This window comes from Niallia sp. 01092, assembly GCF_052318935.1.
Lineage (GTDB): Bacteria > Bacillota > Bacilli > Bacillales > Cytobacillaceae > Niallia.
This window is the reverse complement of record NZ_JBQRKO010000004.1, coordinates 170,063-186,956: the sequence shown is the minus strand read 5'-3', so window position 1 is coordinate 186,956 and position 16,894 is coordinate 170,063. Positions and strand designations below refer to the sequence as shown.

At 35.7% G+C, this 16,894-nt stretch carries 16 protein-coding genes; 2 read left to right on the top strand and 14 right to left on the bottom strand.

Annotated elements, in window-relative coordinates; translation table 11 throughout:
* Positions 1-108: 108 nt before the first annotated feature.
* Positions 109-1,560, top strand: coding sequence for a SulP family inorganic anion transporter (locus ACTXGU_RS06000; RefSeq protein ID WP_443480623.1), 1,452 nt, complete (start codon positions 109-111; stop codon positions 1,558-1,560).
* Positions 1,561-1,722: 162 nt separating this feature from the next.
* On the opposite strand, the gene nifV is transcribed toward ACTXGU_RS06000, so the two are convergent.
* From nifV to modA, 14 genes are all read right to left on the bottom strand, one after another.
* Positions 1,723-2,847: a homocitrate synthase gene (gene nifV / locus ACTXGU_RS05995; protein WP_443480582.1), complete on the bottom strand. Its 1,125-nt coding sequence runs from the start codon at positions 2,845-2,847 to the stop codon at positions 1,723-1,725.
* 32 nt (positions 2,848-2,879) lie between these two features.
* Entirely contained in the window at positions 2,880-3,191 is a 312-nt protein-coding gene (locus tag ACTXGU_RS05990; protein WP_443480581.1) for an iron-sulfur cluster biosynthesis family protein, read from the bottom strand.
* The gene (locus tag ACTXGU_RS05985; RefSeq protein ID WP_443480580.1) at positions 3,182-3,511 is read right to left on the bottom strand and encodes a nitrogenase-stabilizing/protective protein NifW; all 330 of its coding nucleotides are present in this window, start codon (positions 3,509-3,511) and stop codon (positions 3,182-3,184) included. Before ACTXGU_RS05985 ends, ACTXGU_RS05990 begins: the two co-directional genes overlap by 10 nt.
* Complete coding sequence (locus tag ACTXGU_RS05980; protein ID WP_443480579.1) at positions 3,508-4,281, bottom strand: HesA/MoeB/ThiF family protein; 774 nt, start codon at positions 4,279-4,281, stop codon at positions 3,508-3,510. Before ACTXGU_RS05980 ends, ACTXGU_RS05985 begins: the two co-directional genes overlap by 4 nt.
* A 26-nt stretch (positions 4,282-4,307) precedes the next feature.
* Entirely contained in the window at positions 4,308-4,697 is a 390-nt protein-coding gene (gene nifX / locus ACTXGU_RS05975; protein WP_443480578.1) for a nitrogen fixation protein NifX, read from the bottom strand.
* A 17-nt stretch (positions 4,698-4,714) separates the two neighbouring features.
* Positions 4,715-6,001 carry a nitrogenase iron-molybdenum cofactor biosynthesis protein NifN gene (nifN, locus tag ACTXGU_RS05970; RefSeq protein ID WP_443480577.1) on the bottom strand — a complete coding sequence of 429 codons (1,287 nt, stop codon included), beginning with the start codon at positions 5,999-6,001 and terminating at the stop codon, positions 4,715-4,717.
* 4 nt (positions 6,002-6,005) lie between these two features.
* On the bottom strand, positions 6,006-7,361 hold the full coding sequence (gene nifE / locus ACTXGU_RS05965; protein WP_443480576.1) for a nitrogenase iron-molybdenum cofactor biosynthesis protein NifE: 1,356 nt from the start codon (positions 7,359-7,361) through the stop codon (positions 6,006-6,008).
* 105 nt (positions 7,362-7,466) lie between these two features.
* Positions 7,467-8,996 carry a nitrogenase molybdenum-iron protein subunit beta gene (gene nifK / locus ACTXGU_RS05960; protein ID WP_443480575.1) on the bottom strand — a complete coding sequence of 510 codons (1,530 nt, stop codon included), beginning with the start codon at positions 8,994-8,996 and terminating at the stop codon, positions 7,467-7,469.
* A gap of 20 nt (positions 8,997-9,016) precedes the next feature.
* The gene (gene nifD, locus ACTXGU_RS05955) at positions 9,017-10,450 is read right to left on the bottom strand and encodes a nitrogenase molybdenum-iron protein alpha chain (RefSeq protein WP_443480574.1); all 1,434 of its coding nucleotides are present in this window, start codon (positions 10,448-10,450) and stop codon (positions 9,017-9,019) included.
* Positions 10,451-10,481: 31 nt separating this feature from the next.
* Positions 10,482-11,357, bottom strand: coding sequence for a nitrogenase iron protein (gene nifH, locus ACTXGU_RS05950; RefSeq protein ID WP_443480573.1), 876 nt, complete (start codon positions 11,355-11,357; stop codon positions 10,482-10,484).
* A gap of 40 nt (positions 11,358-11,397) precedes the next feature.
* Complete coding sequence (nifB, locus tag ACTXGU_RS05945; protein WP_443480572.1) at positions 11,398-12,774, bottom strand: nitrogenase cofactor biosynthesis protein NifB; 1,377 nt, start codon at positions 12,772-12,774, stop codon at positions 11,398-11,400.
* 684 nt (positions 12,775-13,458) lie between these two features.
* Positions 13,459-14,097 carry an ATP-binding cassette domain-containing protein gene (locus ACTXGU_RS05940; RefSeq protein WP_443480571.1) on the bottom strand — a complete coding sequence of 213 codons (639 nt, stop codon included), beginning with the start codon at positions 14,095-14,097 and terminating at the stop codon, positions 13,459-13,461.
* 20 nt (positions 14,098-14,117) lie between these two features.
* Positions 14,118-14,795: a molybdate ABC transporter permease subunit gene (modB, locus tag ACTXGU_RS05935; RefSeq protein ID WP_443480570.1), complete on the bottom strand. Its 678-nt coding sequence runs from the start codon at positions 14,793-14,795 to the stop codon at positions 14,118-14,120.
* A 95-nt stretch (positions 14,796-14,890) separates the two neighbouring features.
* On the bottom strand, positions 14,891-15,694 hold the full coding sequence (modA, locus tag ACTXGU_RS05930; protein ID WP_443480569.1) for a molybdate ABC transporter substrate-binding protein: 804 nt from the start codon (positions 15,692-15,694) through the stop codon (positions 14,891-14,893).
* 194 nt (positions 15,695-15,888) lie between these two features.
* Here modA and ACTXGU_RS05925 point away from each other — a divergent pair, with 194 nt between their 5' ends.
* Complete coding sequence (locus tag ACTXGU_RS05925) at positions 15,889-16,842, top strand: substrate-binding domain-containing protein (RefSeq protein WP_443480568.1); 954 nt, start codon at positions 15,889-15,891, stop codon at positions 16,840-16,842.
* Positions 16,843-16,894: the final 52 nt, after the last annotated feature.

The window sequence follows — 16,894 nt, the reverse complement described above, 5'->3', positions numbered from 1 at the left end:
GCCAAAGATATTCCTTTTTAGAAAGATTCATGATAAACTTTTTTAATATTCATTGAACGTCTATTATTAGGTGTAAGATCTACACTACTTGTTTATGGGGTGACTAAACTGTTAGAAAAGATTAAAAAAGATTGGTTTTCCAACACCCGAGTAGATATTCTCGCGGGAATGGTCGTGTCACTTGCATTAATTCCCGAGGTTATCGCATTCTCCATTATTGCAGGGGTGGACCCAATCGTTGGTTTGTATACATCCTTTTGCATTGCGGTTATTATTTCATTTGCTGGCGGAAGGTCTGCCATGATTTCTGCTGCTGCTGGAGCAATGGCTTTAGTTCTAGGACCATTAGTCAAAGAGTATGGACTGCAATATTTATTTGCGGCAACAATTTTAACTGGAATTATTCAAGTTATTTTTGGTGTATGTAAAATTGCTAAATTAATGAAGTTTATTCCACGTCCTGTAATGATGGGATTTGTTAATGCACTTGCAATCCTAATATTTGCAGCACAAATTCCTAGCTTTTGGGGCATTTCCAATATTACCTACATATTTGTTGTTCTTACTCTATTAATCGTATATATATTGCCAAAATTTATAAAATCCGTTCCAGCACCATTAATTGCGATTATTATTTTAACAGCCGCAAGTATCTTTGGTGATATTAATATTGGTACAGTTGGAGATTTAGGAGCAATCACTCAAACATTGCCAACTTTTCTAATTCCCAACATCCCTTTTTCTCTTGAAACGCTTGCTATTATCTTTCCATACTCAATTGCACTTGCCCTTGTTGGCTTATTAGAGTCATTACTAACAGCAACGATTGTGGATGATGCAACAGGAACAGACAGCAATAAAAACAGAGAAGCACGTGGGCAAGGAATTGCCAATATCATTACTGGTTTCTTTGGCGGTATGGCTGGATGTGCGATGATCGGTCAAACTGCTATCAATATCAAGTCGGGGGGACGAACAAGACTCTCTACTTTGGTTTCCGGGCTATTTTTATTACTTTTAATCCTTGTATTAGGAGAATTAGTCGCGCAAATTCCAATGCCTGTACTTGCTGGAATTATGATTGTGGTTTCCATTAGTACATTTGATTGGTCTTCTTTTTCTTATTTAAAAAAAGCGCCCAAAACGGATGTACTTGTCATGTTAACAACTGTATGCATTATTGTTGCAACACACGATTTATCAAAGGGAGTTATTGCAGGTGTTATTTTAAGCGCTATATTCTTTGTAGCAAAAATCTCTAAAGTTCGAGTAAAGAAACAAAACAATCATACTTATGCTGTTGAAGGTCAGCTGTTTTTTGCATCAGTGGAAGATTTTATCTCTGCTTTTAACTTTCAAGTAGAACATAAAACGATTACCGTTGATTTTTCCAACGCACGCCTTTGGGATGATTCTGCGGTTGGAGCACTTGATAAGGTAGTGCTAAAATATCGAGAAAATCATAATAAAGTAAAGATACTCGGCCTTGATGCCGCAAGTCAAAAAATTGTTGATAAACTCGCAGTTTTTGATGATCCAAATTCTAAATTATCCTCTTAAAAGATTTATAAATAATAGAAGAAAAAAGATGAATCTTAGAGCTGATTCTTCTTTTTTCTTTCTCCAACTTCCCATTTGATGAAAATTAATTTTGCTTTTTTAAGCGATAACAAGCAAAAAAGGAATGATATCAGATCATTCCTTTCAATAATTTACTCTTCTCTATGTATTTAATTGATTAAAAAAAGTTTTTAGATCTGATACCTCAATCGCTTTTTTTGTTTCACTTGTCAGCATTCGAACATAATCTATTATATCTTGCCCTTGTTGTTTGTTAATATGAATTCCTTCTTTTTGTAAAAAGTAAACAATCGACGCCAAACCAGAATGCTTTCCTAAAATAAAATGATGTGTACGGCCTACCTCCATTGGATCAAATGTTTGATACGTATCGCTATGTTTTAACAGTCCATCCACATGTATTCCTGATTCATGAGTAAAAACCTTCGAACCAATAATTGGCTTATCATCAGATATCTCCCTGCCAGATGCTCGGCTTACTACTTCTGCCATTTTATGAAAATGAGTAGTATTTACATTTAATTTTCCATTATAAAGATGTCGCCAACCCATTGCCACCTCTTCTATAGGAGCATTCCCTGCCCGTTCTCCAATTCCGCAAATAGTAGTACTTGCCCACTTTGCACCTGCAAAAAGAGCAGAAAGAGTATTGGCAGTTGCTAAACCAAAATCATTATGACAGTGAATTTCCAGTTCGATATCAGCCCGACATTCCTTCATTATTTTTTGCACATTTATTTGGGTTGTGATTGGATTTAAAACCGATACTGTATCTGCATAACGGAATCTTGTTACCCCATCCTTATATAAGGTGTTTATTAGCTCAATTAAAAAAGAAAGACTTGCCCGTGAAGCATCTTCAAATCCGACTGACACACACAAATCAAAGGACTTTGCATAATCAACAGCACGTTGAATGAGCAGCGATATTTCCTGCCGGTTTAACCTTAATTTGTGATACATTTGAATATCAGAAGTTGGGATAGAAATATGAACCCAATTTACACCTGCTTGTCTAGAGGCATCAATATCTTGTTTCACTGCACGATTCCATGTGATTAATTGAATCGGCAAATTCATATCAACAATGGAATGGATAACCTCTTGCTCTTCTTTCCCCATCGCAGGTATTCCAACCTCTGCCTGCTCTACCCCAGATTCAGATAATAATTTTGCTATTTGTCTCTTTTCTTCAGCAGTAAAAACAACACCTGCCGCTTGCTCTCCATCTCTTAATGTTGTATCGCAAAATTGAATATACTCCACTTCTATTCCCCCTCTCTTTTTTATAATCGTTTTTAAAAACAAACGGTAGAACAACTAGAACAGTCTGAAATTGCATTCATGATAAACAACCCTTCTTTTCCATCCTGTACCGTATAAAAGATTGTCATTTCTTCTAATAGTTTACTAGAATCATCATCTAAAAATATTTTCAATCCTTCTTGTTGGATAATCTTATCAGAAGGCAATTCTTCACTTTCCCAATATAGTTGAAAATCTACTTTATCTTCTGCAGGCATCGCTTTAATACGCAGACCCATTTCCCTATTATCTTGCTGCTCCATCAGATCCAGTACTTTTTTTACTGCATCTTCCGTTATTTGCATGATTGATCAGCTCCTATTTTTTTTATTTGATCAAATGCATAAAATGTTCCGTTTTTTTGATAAAAAGTTGGGAAAAACTTCTGTCTCATCGGAGTTGGTTTTACAAATTCATTATAAGCTCTAATGAGTAGAGCCCTTTGTACATTCCAAACTTCTTTATCTGTGGAATCAGCCTCAAGATACCCTTCTTCCTGCAAATAATTTCGGAAAGTTTTAAGGATATGCATGCGAGATACATTTAGAATTTCCAGATGATATGGTACACGATAAAAATCAAAAAAATCTTCTGCATCATATAGTTCTTTTAATGGGTTTTTCATGCATTTACTTCCTCCTTTTTTGTAGCACAATGTTTACATGAAGGATTCCGTTTTAACGAAAAAATACTGGATTGAAACTGCAATGAGTCCAATCGAAATAGTTTATTATAATATGGCTCTCCAATCCCTGTTACTATTTTTGTTACCTCTATCGCAGCTAAACATCCTGCAATTCCAGACGTTGCACCTAATACTGGAAACCCCAACGGCTCCCAACTTTTATCTCTTTCTGGAAAAATACAAGCTAAGCAAGCTGTTTCATTCGGTTTAATTGTTGTAAGTGAGATTTCAAAACCAGACATTGCCGCTTCTACCATTGGTTTACCTATATCTACACACAACTGGTTTAAAGCATATCTTTCAGGAGGATCATAACGTGCATCCACAACAACATCTGCCGCCTCTACTAGTGAATAGGATGATTCATAGGTAATTTTATGAGAATACGCTTCAATTTCCACCTCTGGATTAATTCGTTTTAAGCTCTCGATTGCACATGGAATTCGTTCGGTTCCTAGCTTTTCACTGTCCATTAATATTTGTCGGTTTAAATCAGGCAGCACGATATTTCCTTCATGTGCGATTATTAGCTTTCCAACCCCTGCGGCTGCTAAATAAATGGCTGTTGTTCCTCCTAAACCACCGATTCCCGCTATAAATACTGTTGTATTTTTTAGTTTCTGCTGGCCTTCTTTTCCTAAGAGCTTTAATTGTCTGCTATAGCGATTTGATACATCCTGACTCCCACTTTGATAAAGCACCGAATTCATATCCACTCACCCCATTCTAATAACTATTAAAATGTACGTTCTTTTTCAACTTTACTATTCATTGCTTTTACTAACCATAATGGAGGATTTGTTTGTAACATTGTAAGTAACCGATCTAATTGTTCTTGGATAGATGTTCCTTCTTTTACTTTCACTGGCATAATTTTATTTCTTGTAACACGTGCCGCAGCTGTTGGACCTATTTGATTAATAAATAACAAAGTACAATCCATCACAATGTTTAGCCGTTCTTCGATTCGGTCACTTTCATTATTATCTTCCTTATACTTTATGACTCTTGTTGCCAACTTCTCGTATTTGTCTTTTGTCACTTCATAAACATCAAAGGCTTCAGAGTATCCGAAATGCGTATTCACATATATTCCATCTTCTGTAGCAAATGCCACTTTAATCATCTCTTTCACTTCCATTCCTATTTGATTAAATTCCCCAACTTAATAATTGTTTCTGTCGTCCCCCGATATCCGACACTTGTGATTAACGAACTGCCTATTTGGTGGAAAATTGGAAATCCCATTGGCATAAACGGAATATTCATTCGACTTGCTCCTTGCTCCCCATGAGAATTACTAATCCACAAGTCTGCTCCTATCGCCATTTTTTCTAAATCGTCCAAATCCCCTATTGTGATTTGCTCCTCTAGTTTAGACAACGAGTCTGTAGGAAATGTTGTCACTAATCCGGATAATGTTATTCCTAACTCCTTACATACGCTTATTACGGAATAAAGATGATCTGGCTCCAATGCAGCAACTATTTTTTTCCCTAAAAAATTAAAATGAGCATCTAATAAACAATCTACTAGATTATCTCTTTCCCACCGATAAAAGGGGGAAACAGGCTTTTCACTAAGTGTTTGTAAAAAGGAAAAAAATGCATCATTCGCTTCAAGTCCAGATAAACTAGTAAATACTCGATATGGAATACTAGCAGACTCTTCTAAAATCTGAGCAGCATTTTCCATACTTGCTCCAACTGCAATGGTAAATTCTGAAGAAAGCATTTGCTGTAGTTCTTTTACAGATATACCTCCTTGAGATAGAGGGGAATATCCTTTTGTAAGAGTTCCTGCAAGTGAAGTGGATAAATCCGGTGCTGTTATGACACTTAATCCAAAAGATGCAAGAATCCTTTTAATTTCCATCACATCTCCTGGCGTCAAATGTGCTCCAGGAATAAAGTTTATTTGATTTTTTATCTTTTTTACTGGATGACTATCTTTTGTATATATAATTAACTCCTTTAGCATTGCTTCTACCGTTAATCGATAACCGGACTCTAGTGATCCTTCAAAATCCGGCAAAGCAACTGGGAATACAAAGCAATTTGACGGATTGGTCTCTTTTACATAGTTTTTTATGTTTCCCTTTATGTCATCACCAGCGGTTTCCGTTAAACCTGTACTTAAAACCGCTATAATGGATGGTTGATGTTTTTCCATCACCACATCCAGTGCTTCTATCATGCTTTGTTCAGCGCCAAAAATAATGTTCATTTCTTGCAAAGCTGTTGTTTGTACAGAGATAGGTTCTCGATAATGCTGCGTCATTAATGCTTTAATAAAAGCCGCACAACCTTGTGACCCATGTACAATTGGAATTGCTCGGAAGAATCCTTGTAAAGCCAATACTCCACCTAAGGTTTGACTGACTTTTAAAGGGTTGATGGCTAATTTTTTTTCCTTTTTTAAAATAACCATACCTCTAAAGCTCCTTCCATGGCGGCTGAATTTGTATTTTCTCCCAAATCGGATTTTCTAGAGTATAAACAAGCTGTTCCGCTAACCTTTTTAATCCTACATATCCAGCATAGGCATGATGCCTTTCTTGATTGATATCGATAAATGGAATATGTTCCTTTAAAGCAACATACATATTACGTCCGCCCGCAATAATGATATCCGCATTCTCTTTACGGAATGTTTGCAATATTCTTTTCGCCCCACCGGACTCTATTAATTCCACATGATTTTCAACACGTTTTCTTATTCTTGCAATATCTTCTTTCGTACTTTTATTTGTACCAACACCTACTACGTCAATGCCAAGCTCTTGCAAAGCAGTAATAATAGACCAGCTCTTTACACCACCTGTATAAAGAATGGCTCGTTTCCCTTTTAATTTCTTTCTATAAAACAGCAGCTCTTTATCTAATTTTTCTTCTTCCTCTTTTGTAAAGTGATGCACACGAGTTATTAGATCTCTATCGTTTAATAAATAGGCAATCGTTTTTAATGACAATGTTGTTTCTGTTGCTCCATAAAAGGATCCTTCAAAATAAGGAATTTCATATTTTTCTTCCATTTTTCTTGCCATATTTATTAATGCCCGGCTGCATACCACCATATTAACCTTTGCTCTATGTGCCCAACGAATTTCATTAAACCTTCCGTCCCCTGTAATTCTTGATAAAATTTTAATGCCAACTTGATCAAATAAAGCTTTTATATCCCACATCTCACCGGCAATGTTGTATTCACCGATTAGATTAATATCCCATTTCGATTCCACAGGAGGCAACCCTGTCCCTATTACATAATCCAATAAAGCCTCACCCGCTAGTCTGTTTCCAAGATTTTTACTGCCGACAAATCCTGGACTATTAACGGGAATGACGGAAACGCCTAATTTTTCTGTTTCACTGCGGCAAATAGCATCTAAGTCGACTCCAATTAAAGCTGTAATACACGTTGAATAGACAAAAACAGCAGGAGGATTAAATCTTTTTACAATCTCTTGGATAGAGTCTCTTAATTTTTGTTCTCCTCCAAAAATAATATGTTGCTCATTTAAATCAGTCGTTAATCCGTATTGATAAAGATGAGAACCTGAGCTTAAGCTTCCTCTCGCTTCCCAGCTATTACCCCCACACGCAATCGGACCATGAACGAGATGCGCTGCATCAACAATCGGCAAAAGGGTAATTTGCGCTCCATCAAAAGAACATCCTCCAGCAGCTTCCCCTGGCTTAGGTCTTGCGCAGCCTTTATTACGATCGGTTTTAGACGCATTGTGTTCACATGCTGGTTCTTGTAATGCATCTACCACATAATTTTTCACATCTCCACCGCCCTTTGTAAACTAATAGTCAGTGAAGAGCTGCAACTCCCCACTGACTAACTATTTTTCTTTATTTCCTATAGAATTTGATAACGACAATCCCCATTATCTAACAGTATCAAAACTATGACCAGGTGCATTATCATCTAATTGCTGTAATAGAGTATTAACGATTAACGTTAGTAAATTTAATGTACCTTGGTATCCAATAATCGGATAACGGTGCATATGATGACGGTCAAAAATAGGGAAACCTACACGAACCAATGGAATGTCAGCATCTTTTGCACAATATTTCATATGTGTACTTCCAATCGCAAAGTCAACTGGTTCTGTTAATAATAAAGAACGCATATGCCATAAGTCTTTGCCGATATGAACTTTCCCTTCTATTCCATAAGGGCTTGCTTTTAAAAGGGCCTCTGCTTCTTCTAAAAATTTCTTATCTCCATTTGTACAAACAATATGCACTGGTTCAATTCCTACTTCTAAACAGAAGGAAATTAAACCTAATAATAAGTCAGGATCTCCAGCCATTGCCACTCGTTTTCCATGTAGATATGGATGAGAATCCGTTAAAGCATCTACTACACGTCCTCGTTCAATCTTCAATTCTTCTGGAATATCCTTTCCAGTTGCTTCTTTAATATTTTTTAGCAGCTGATCTGTATTTTTAATCCCAATTGGAGTAGACATTTCAACTGTATCCTGCTTCCACTTTTTACCAATATATTTAGCAACTTTTTTCGTAGAATATTTTTGCATAAGGAGAGTAGCATTAGCATTATGCGCTTGTGCCACATCTTCTAATTTTGTACCACCGTAATAATAGCTGTATTCTCCATTTGCAGGAGAATCTAAATTGCCACTATGATCTCCTAAAATGGTATAATCAACATCCATTAGACTAAGGATTCTTTTTAATTCTTCAAAGTTTCCTGTGTAAGTATCAAACCCTGGAATAATATTTAATTTTTCATTTGGTGCTTTATATGATAAATCCCCTTTTTTCTCTGAAAGATACTCTAATATAGAACGCATCATGGCATCATATCCAGTTAAATGTGATCCAACAAAACTTGGCGTATTTGCATATGGAACAGGAAACTCCTGATCAATTGCTCCTTCAATGCGAGCATTTTCAATAAAGGCGCCTAAGTCATCTCCAATAACTTCTGCCATACAAGTCGTACTCACCGCTACCATTTTTGGTTTGTACAACGTAGTACTATTTTGTAGTCCTTCTATTAAGTTTCTCATTCCTCCAAAAACTGCTCCATCTTCCGTCATAGATGATGATACAGCAGGTACCGGTTCTTTAAAGTGACGAGCAAAATGACTGCGGAAATATGCAACACACCCTTGTGAACCATGCACAAATGGAAGAGTTCCTTCAAAACCTAATCCAGCAAGTACAGCCCCTAACGGTTGGCATGCTTTAGCAGGATTTATCGTAGCTGCTTCCCGTCCGAAATTCTTTTCTTTATATTCTTCTGTTTTTAGAAAATCAATCGTTTCTTCTACCTCTTGTGCAGAACAGGCCGCCTCAAATACTTTTTTATTTTCTGCCTGCTTTACATATTTTTCTGATTGAAACAATGTATTATGGTCTTTAATTTCAATTTTTTTTGTCATCTTTTCCCCCCCTTTTCTGCTTAAAATGGTGCCTTTACTAAATCCCAAACTGGACTGTTAATAGCCGTATCCATATCTTGTGCAAAGACTTTAAAGCCATCAAAACCATGATATGGACCACTATAATCCCATGAATGCATTTGTCTAAATGGAACACCTAATTTATGGTACACATATTTCTCTTTAACACCTGCACCCATTAAATCAATATCCAATTTATCAGATAAAAATTCTACATCATATGCACCTGGATCATCATAAAGAATCGTACCTTCTTTTAACTCAGTAATTGTTTTTTCATAATCATCTTTATGAGCGAATTCATATCCAGTTGCCACAATTTCCATTCCAAGATCTTCATATGCGCCAATCGTATGTCTTGAACGTAATCCCCCAATGATGAGCATTACTTTTTTACCTTCTAAACGAGGGCGGTATTTCTGAATAATTTCTTCCGTCTCTGCTTGATATGCTGCGATTACTCTTTCAGCATTAGCCTGTATTGTTTCATCAAAATGAGCAGCAATAGCACGTAAGCTTTCAATTGTTTTAGTTGGTCCAAAGAAATTATATTCCATCCAAGGAATACCATATTCTTTTTCCATTGTTTTCGCCATATAGTTCATAGAACGATAACAGTGGATTAAATTCAGTTTGGACTTATGCGTAATTCCCAATTCATTAATGGAACCATCCCCGGACCATTGAGCAATTACTCTTAAACCAATTTCTTCTAACAAGATACGAGATGCCCATGCGTCTCCACCTATGTTATAGTCACCAATTATTGCTACATCATATGGTCCAGCTTCTTCAAGCTCACGAGTTCCCATAACATGGTCACGTATGGTATCATTAGCAATATGATGACCTAAAGACTGGCTCACTCCCCGGAATCCTTCGCAACGAACCGGTATAACAGGAATGTCAAGTTCTTTGGTCATTTTTTTGCCGACCGCTTCAATATCATCTCCAATTAGTCCTACAGGACATTCGGATTGAATGGAAATGCCTTTTGCTAATGGGAACATTTCTTTTACTTCTTTACATAATGCTTCTAGCTTTTTATCCCCACCGAAGACAATATCGCGCTCTTGGAAATCAGTTGTCACTTGCATAACAGTGAAATTATTAACGCCTAATGTGCCATTCGCATAGTTTCTTCTAGTTCCCCAACTATATTGTCCGCATCCTACCGGACCATGGCTTATGTGAATCATATCTTTAATTGGGCCCCAAACCACCCCTTTGGATCCTGCATAAGCACAACCACGAATAGTCATAACACCTGGGCGTGATTTAATATTAGACTTAACGGAACATTTTCCACTTTCAATACTTTCTTCATCTACTACTTGAAAATGTTTCTTTTTAAATTTCTTCGTTCTTTCCGGATAGACCTCAAGCAATTCCTCAATGATTTGCTGTTTATCAGTAATTTCTTTTGTACTCAATTCATATCACCTCCATTTTGGATAATATAATTTATTTTGCTGAAGCCTCTTTTTCTTCTAATTTTTTAATTTGAGTTTCGTCATCCTCGATAACACCATACTCCATTAATAATTCTTCTAATTCTTCCATTTCAATTGGAGTTGGGATATTTAACATTTTATTATCAAGAATTTTTTGTGCTAATATTTCATATTCTTTTGCTTGTGGATCTTCTGGTTTATATTGCGCAACCGTCTGTTTACGCAATTCAGCATGCTGTACTACGTTATTTCTTGGAACAAAGTGAATCATTTGTGTATTTAATCGGCGAGCAAGTTCTGAGATAAGCTCCGCTTCACGGTCTGTATTACGGCTGTTACAAATTAAGCCACCTAAACGTACTCCACCGCTATTTGCATATTTTAAAATTCCTCGGGCGATATTATTAGCAGCATACATTGCCATCATTTCTCCGGAACAGACAATGTAGATTTCTTGTGCTTTATTTTCACGAATCGGCATTGCAAATCCACCACATACAACATCCCCTAAAACGTCATACGATACAAAATCTAACCCTTCATATGCTCCTTCTTCTTCTAGGAAATTGATAGAAGTGATAATTCCACGACCAGCGCAACCAACACCTGGCTCTGGACCACCCGATTCTACGCATAAAATATCTCCAAATCCTGTATCTAATACATCATCTAATTCTAAATCTTCCACTGTACCCATCTGAGCAGCAAGCTCTAATACTGTACTTTGTGCTTTCGTATTTAAAATTAAACGAGTTGAATCCGCTTTTGGGTCACAACCTACAATCATAATTTTTTGACCGAATTTTGTAGCTAATTGAGCCAAAGTATTTTGAGAAGTTGTTGATTTTCCAATTCCACCTTTACCATAAAAAGCTATTTGACGCATTTGATTTTCCCCCTCAAGTTTTTTGAATTTTGAGATTTTTTTAACTAAAAATTGGTTCAGAACTATTCATATAGCGGTAAAATTTGCTGCTTTCATAAAGCAGTTCCTCTATATCACCAGATTTTACAAAAGGAACAATTCCTCTATCTAACAAATATTTTTTTGGTGTTTCACCAATCCCAGAACTTAATAACATCTGACAATCTTTTAAAATTTCTGCCGTTTCTGCTAAAATTGGACCTTTATTCGTCCCACAGTTCACTTTACCGACACAGTAAGATTGAACTTTTCTTACACCTACAAACTTTATGGAATCATTTTGAACATCAAATATTAAAAACTCTTTTGCGTGGCCAAAATGCAAGTTTACTCTTGCATTCCCACGAGTAGTGGCTGCAATTCTTACAGCAGGAGAAGGAGATGCTATTTCTTCTCTTATTTTAGCTGCTCTTTCCTGTTTCTTTTGTTTGTTTTGCTTTACTTTCATTTCAAGCTCATCTTGAAATTGCTTTCTAGCTTCAAGATCATAACGGACAGGATAGTCCATAATATTTTCCTTTGAAAACTCAGCACTTCTGTCTTCCCCTAGTAGACCAATAGCATCAGCACGACATTGTCTACAATGTTTCATCATTTTTAAACTTCCTGAACACTTTTCCTGAATTTGCTGTACTTCTTTAGCAGTCGGATTTCTAACTCCATTTTTTTCAAAAACAGTATCTGGAGTAACAATTAAAGGCATAATGTTATGAACAAAGGCACCTCTGTCCTTAACCGCCTTCGAAATTTCTTCCATATGATGGTCGTTTACACCTGGTATTAAAACAGAATTAACTTTACATAAGATTCCACGCTCTGTTAATGCTTCCAGTCCTTTTAACTGGTTATTAATTAAAATTTCTGCTGCCTCTAATCCTTTATATCGTTTACCTTCATAGAATATCCATGAATAAACATGCTGCCCGATTAATGGATTTACTGCATTAATTGTTATCGTTACATGATCGATATTCAATTCATGTATTGTATCCACAAATTCCAATAGCCGTAATCCATTTGTACTTAAACATAACTTTAAATCCGGAGCTTGTTCTGCAATGCCACGAAAAGTATCAAACGTTTTTTGTGGATTTGCTAAAGGATCTCCAGGACCAGCAATACCAATAACGGAAGTTTGCTGAATTTCACCTGCAACTATTAAAGCTTTTTTTACTGCCTCTTCTGGTTTTAATACTTCACTTACTACACCCGGTCTACTTTCGTTTGCACAATCAAATTTGCGGCTGCAATAATTGCATTGAATATTGCATGCCGGTGCTACAGGTACATGCATACGTGCAAAATAGTGATGAGCATCCTCACTATAGCAAGGGTGACGGGCAATTCGATCTTCTAGTTCTTGATTAATCGTCTTCACACTCTCTCCCTCCCTGAAAATATGTTTTTTTCTAAACACGAATGCACCTTTTAATGCTTTGCCACTATTTTCTTTTATCAATCACTCTCCCACTTTTAGGTTTTACTAGGAGGTTTCCAACATGCCAGTGTTATAAATGACATTAATTGGAATTCTCTGTTGTTATTTCGATAATATTTTTTGTGCATTTTTAAATCAATATAATTGTCAGATAATATGACACCCTTTTTTGTAAAAACGTTTCCATTATGCTGTTTTATTCAATAAATCGTAACAATTACAGATTTCTATAGGAAAATATATCCGTTTTTCACAAAAATTCAAAATGAAATATCGTTTATCGTCTACTTCTTCAGAAATTTTTTATTAAATTTGGCTGTGTTAAAGCTAATTGTTGATTTTGATACTTTGTTGATTAAAGCGGAAGGCGTGAGACTCCTGCGGGAAATGCGAGTCAAAAGGAGACCCCACAGGAGCATAGCGACGAGGAGGCCCGGCACTCGTCCGCGGAAAGCGAAGTGTATTCAGGCTACGGGTTACATAACAACAATCTATACGAAAAGAGCCTTATAAAAAAAGGGGATAAAATTCAAAAGAATTGCCATTAGCTATATTCTGCTAATGGCAATCGATAAACAATTTCTATACTAATTATTCAGCTTGTCCAACCAATTATTACACGCATCAACTTACTGATAATTGCTCACTATCGACAATTTGTCCCTGTCTCATATGCAATATACGGCTTCCTAATTTTTTTGCTTCTTCATAATCATGTGTAACCATGATTATTGGTATTTTCCAAATATCATGAAGTCTTAAAAGTTCTAAATGACATTCATTTTTTGTTTGCTGATCCAGGCTTGAGAACGGTTCATCAAGCAACAGTATTTTTGGTTCCGTCGATAGCGCACGAGCTAATGCAACACGTTGTTTTTCGCCGCCTGAAATTTGTTTTGGATATTTTTTCAACAAATGTTCAATGCCAATTACATGAACTAGGCGATCCATAAGCTCTTGACTTTTCATGCCATATTGAATGTTTTTTTCCACCGTCATATGGGGAAATAACGCAAAATCCTGAAATAAATAACCAATATTTCGTTTTTGTATTTTTAAAGGCTTTTCATTTGTCTGATAAAAAACGCAATCGTTTAGTCGGATGATGCCTTCATCTGGATGATCCAAGCCGGCAATACAGTTTAACACCGTTGTTTTTCCGGAACCTGACTTGCCAAAAAGAATAATAATATTATTTTCTGCTACTAATTCCATATCCAAAGTAAAATGCGGAAGATGTTTTTTTATTTGTATGGCAAGCATGTGCTTATTCTCCTTTCTTCTCACTTTTCACTTTTATATTTCAACATATTGCGTTTACTCCACCAGTTCAGCCAAATAATAGCACAAAACCCAAGTATGATAAGGATTACTACCCAATAGTTTGCCATGTCTGCATTACCTGATTGAACAGCAAAATATATGGTAAGTGGAATAGTGTCGGTTTTACCAGGAATAAAGCCAGCAATCATTAATGTTGCTCCAAACTCACCTAATGATCTGGCAAAAGTTAACACAAGTCCTGCCAGAAGTCCTGGCCATGCTAGCGGAAAAGAAACAGTCCAAAACACTCTCCATCTAGTAGCCCCCATCGTTAATGCTGCATTTTCTAAGTTTTTTTCATAGTTTTGAAAAGCTGCTGAAGCACTTTGATACATTAAAGGAAACGCAACTACTATCGATGCAATAACGGCTCCAATCCATGTAAATACAATCTGAAAATCAAACCATTGCAGAAGTAGTTTCCCAACCAGTCCGTTTTTACCGAAAAAATAAAGAATCGAAAACCCAACTACGGTTGGCGGCAGTACCATTGGCAATAATATCACCGCTTCTACTACACTTTTCCCAAAAAAATCTCTACGCGCTATGAGTTTTGCTAAAACAACGCCTAATATAAAAACAATACAGGTAGCAATACTCGCAACTTTCAATGACAAAAATAGAGGTGTATAATCCATATATGTTAATAACTCCCTACTTGAAGTAAACTAAAAACTTTTTTAATATTCAGATTTCAAAAGGCGTTTGAATACTGAATCCTTATAAAGAAAAACTATTTTTTAAATCCGTATTTGCTTAAAATTTCTTGCGCCTCATCTGTTAATAAAAAGTTTACAAACTCTGTTGCTTCATCAGGATTTTTCGATTCATTTAAAACAGCTGCCGGATAAATAATTGGTTTATGCCATGCCGAATCTGCTTCTGCAAGGACTTTTACTTTATCTGATGTACTAGCATCACTAGAATACACAAAGCCAATATCTGTATTTCCTGATTCTACGTATGTTAAAGTTTGTACTACATCACTGCCAAACACAAAATGTTTTTCTAATTCTTTCCATTTGTTGATTTTTTCAAGGGCTTCTTTCGTATAAGTTCCTGCAGGTACGCTTTTTGGATCACCGATTGCAACTTGACCAATTGCATCTGCTTTTATATCGTTAAAGGACTTAATAGCAAGATCGCTATCTTTTTCAGTGATTAGAACAATTTTATTTCCTGAAAAGTCTTTTCTTGTATCATCTTTAATTAATTTGCCATCAGCCAACGTATTCATCCATTTTTGATCTGCTGACAGAAAAACATCCGCCGGTGCACCTTGTTGAATTTGTTGAGCTAAAGTTCCTGAGCTCCCAAAGTTATTGACAAACTTTACTTCTGAATGAGATTTTTGAAATGCTTTTTGCAAGTCTGCCATTGCACCTTTTAAACTAGCAGCAGCTGAAATATTTAATTCTACTGTTTCTTTTTGTGTTTCTTTTGGTGTGTCTTTGGTTGTTTTTTCATTTGCCCCACATGCTGCTAAAAGTAAAAGGGCAAAACTGAAAAAAAATGCTAATACGTGTTTTCTTTTCATCTCTTGTTTCCTCCTTATAATTATTAACTATAATTAAATATAACTAAACATCACAATAAATAAAAAACAATATTTCGATAAATATATTTAGTTATGTTTAAATATAATTAGTTATTTGTGATTATAAGTGTGATTTAAAAGTTAGTAAATGGTAAAATGAAAAAAATTTCAAAAAAATTTTTGGGGGATTAATGATGAATCATAATGAATCCTTTACAACTGAAGAGATTGCCGATATTTTAAAGGTTTCCAAATTAACTGTTTATGACCTTATAAAAAAAGGGAAAATTAAAGCCTATAGAGTTGGCAGGCAAATGCGAGTAGATGCTGAAGACTTAGAAATTTTTAAAAATAATGCGAAGGAGACACTGGTAGACCGCAAAGAGAAAGATACATCGCAAACAACTGTTGATATTGATCATTATTTTAATAATCCGTTGACAAACCATCGCTCCATTATTATTAGTGGACAAGATAGTTCTTTGGATATTTTAGCAAAACATTTTGAATTAAGGGGAAAAGCATATAGGCCTCTTCGCTCTTATATTGGCAGTTTAAATGGATTACTAGCCTTGTATAACGGAGAAGCGGATATTGTAAGTACACACTTATATGACGGGGAAACTAGTTCTTATAATATTCCTTATTTAAAAAAACTGCTTGTCAGTCATTCCTTTATCGTTATGAGGTATATTACAAGGAAAGCTGGCTTGTATATTGAACTTGGAAATCCAAAAAATATTAAAGGCTGGACCGATTTAAAACGTAATGATATTAAGATCCTTAATAGAGAAATAGGTTCGGGAGCCCGAATACTACTGGATGAACAATTAAAACTGCATCATATAAAAAAAGAAGAGGTAAATGGTTATCATCATGAATGTATGAGCCACTATAGTGTAGCCGCAGGCATTAACCAAGGAAAAGCAGACATCGGAATAGGAATTGAAAAAGCATCCTACACAGCAGGGATTGATTTTATCCCACTTATTACAGAAAGCTACGATTTAGTGATTCTTAAATCAGAAAAAAATAGAGAGCTCATTCAACTAATAAAAGAATTATTAACGTCAAAAGAGTTCAAAAACGAATTAAAAGCTGTTGGATATGATGCCGTGGAAACAGGAAAAATCATTTATGAACAATAAGAACTGGCTAGCGTCTTTACTAATGGCTCTGTTAAAAAAACAAGATGCCTCA

Excerpts from the sequence above, each read along its gene's own strand:
- nifN (WP_443480577.1), bottom strand. The coding sequence starts at position 6,001 with ATGGTTATTTTAAAAAAGGAAAAAAAATTAGCCATCAACCCTTTAAAA.
- ACTXGU_RS05980 (WP_443480579.1), bottom strand. The coding sequence starts at position 4,281 with ATGAATTCGGTGCTTTATCAAAGTGGGAGTCAGGATGTATCAAATCGC.
- ACTXGU_RS05990 (WP_443480581.1), bottom strand. The coding sequence starts at position 3,191 with ATGCAAATAACGGAAGATGCAGTAAAAAAAGTACTGGATCTGATGGAG.
- ACTXGU_RS05985 (WP_443480580.1), bottom strand. The coding sequence starts at position 3,511 with ATGAAAAACCCATTAAAAGAACTATATGATGCAGAAGATTTTTTTGAT.
- modA (WP_443480569.1), bottom strand. The coding sequence starts at position 15,694 with ATGAAAAGAAAACACGTATTAGCATTTTTTTTCAGTTTTGCCCTTTTA.
- nifX (WP_443480578.1), bottom strand. The coding sequence starts at position 4,697 with ATGATTAAAGTGGCATTTGCTACAGAAGATGGAATATATGTGAATACG.
- nifK (WP_443480575.1), bottom strand. The coding sequence starts at position 8,996 with ATGACAAAAAAAATTGAAATTAAAGACCATAATACATTGTTTCAATCA.
- nifH (WP_443480573.1), bottom strand. The coding sequence starts at position 11,357 with ATGCGTCAAATAGCTTTTTATGGTAAAGGTGGAATTGGAAAATCAACA.
- modB (WP_443480570.1), bottom strand. The coding sequence starts at position 14,795 with ATGGATTATACACCTCTATTTTTGTCATTGAAAGTTGCGAGTATTGCT.
- ACTXGU_RS05940 (WP_443480571.1), bottom strand. The coding sequence starts at position 14,097 with ATGCTTGCCATACAAATAAAAAAACATCTTCCGCATTTTACTTTGGAT.
- ACTXGU_RS05925 (WP_443480568.1), top strand. The coding sequence starts at position 15,889 with ATGAATCATAATGAATCCTTTACAACTGAAGAGATTGCCGATATTTTA.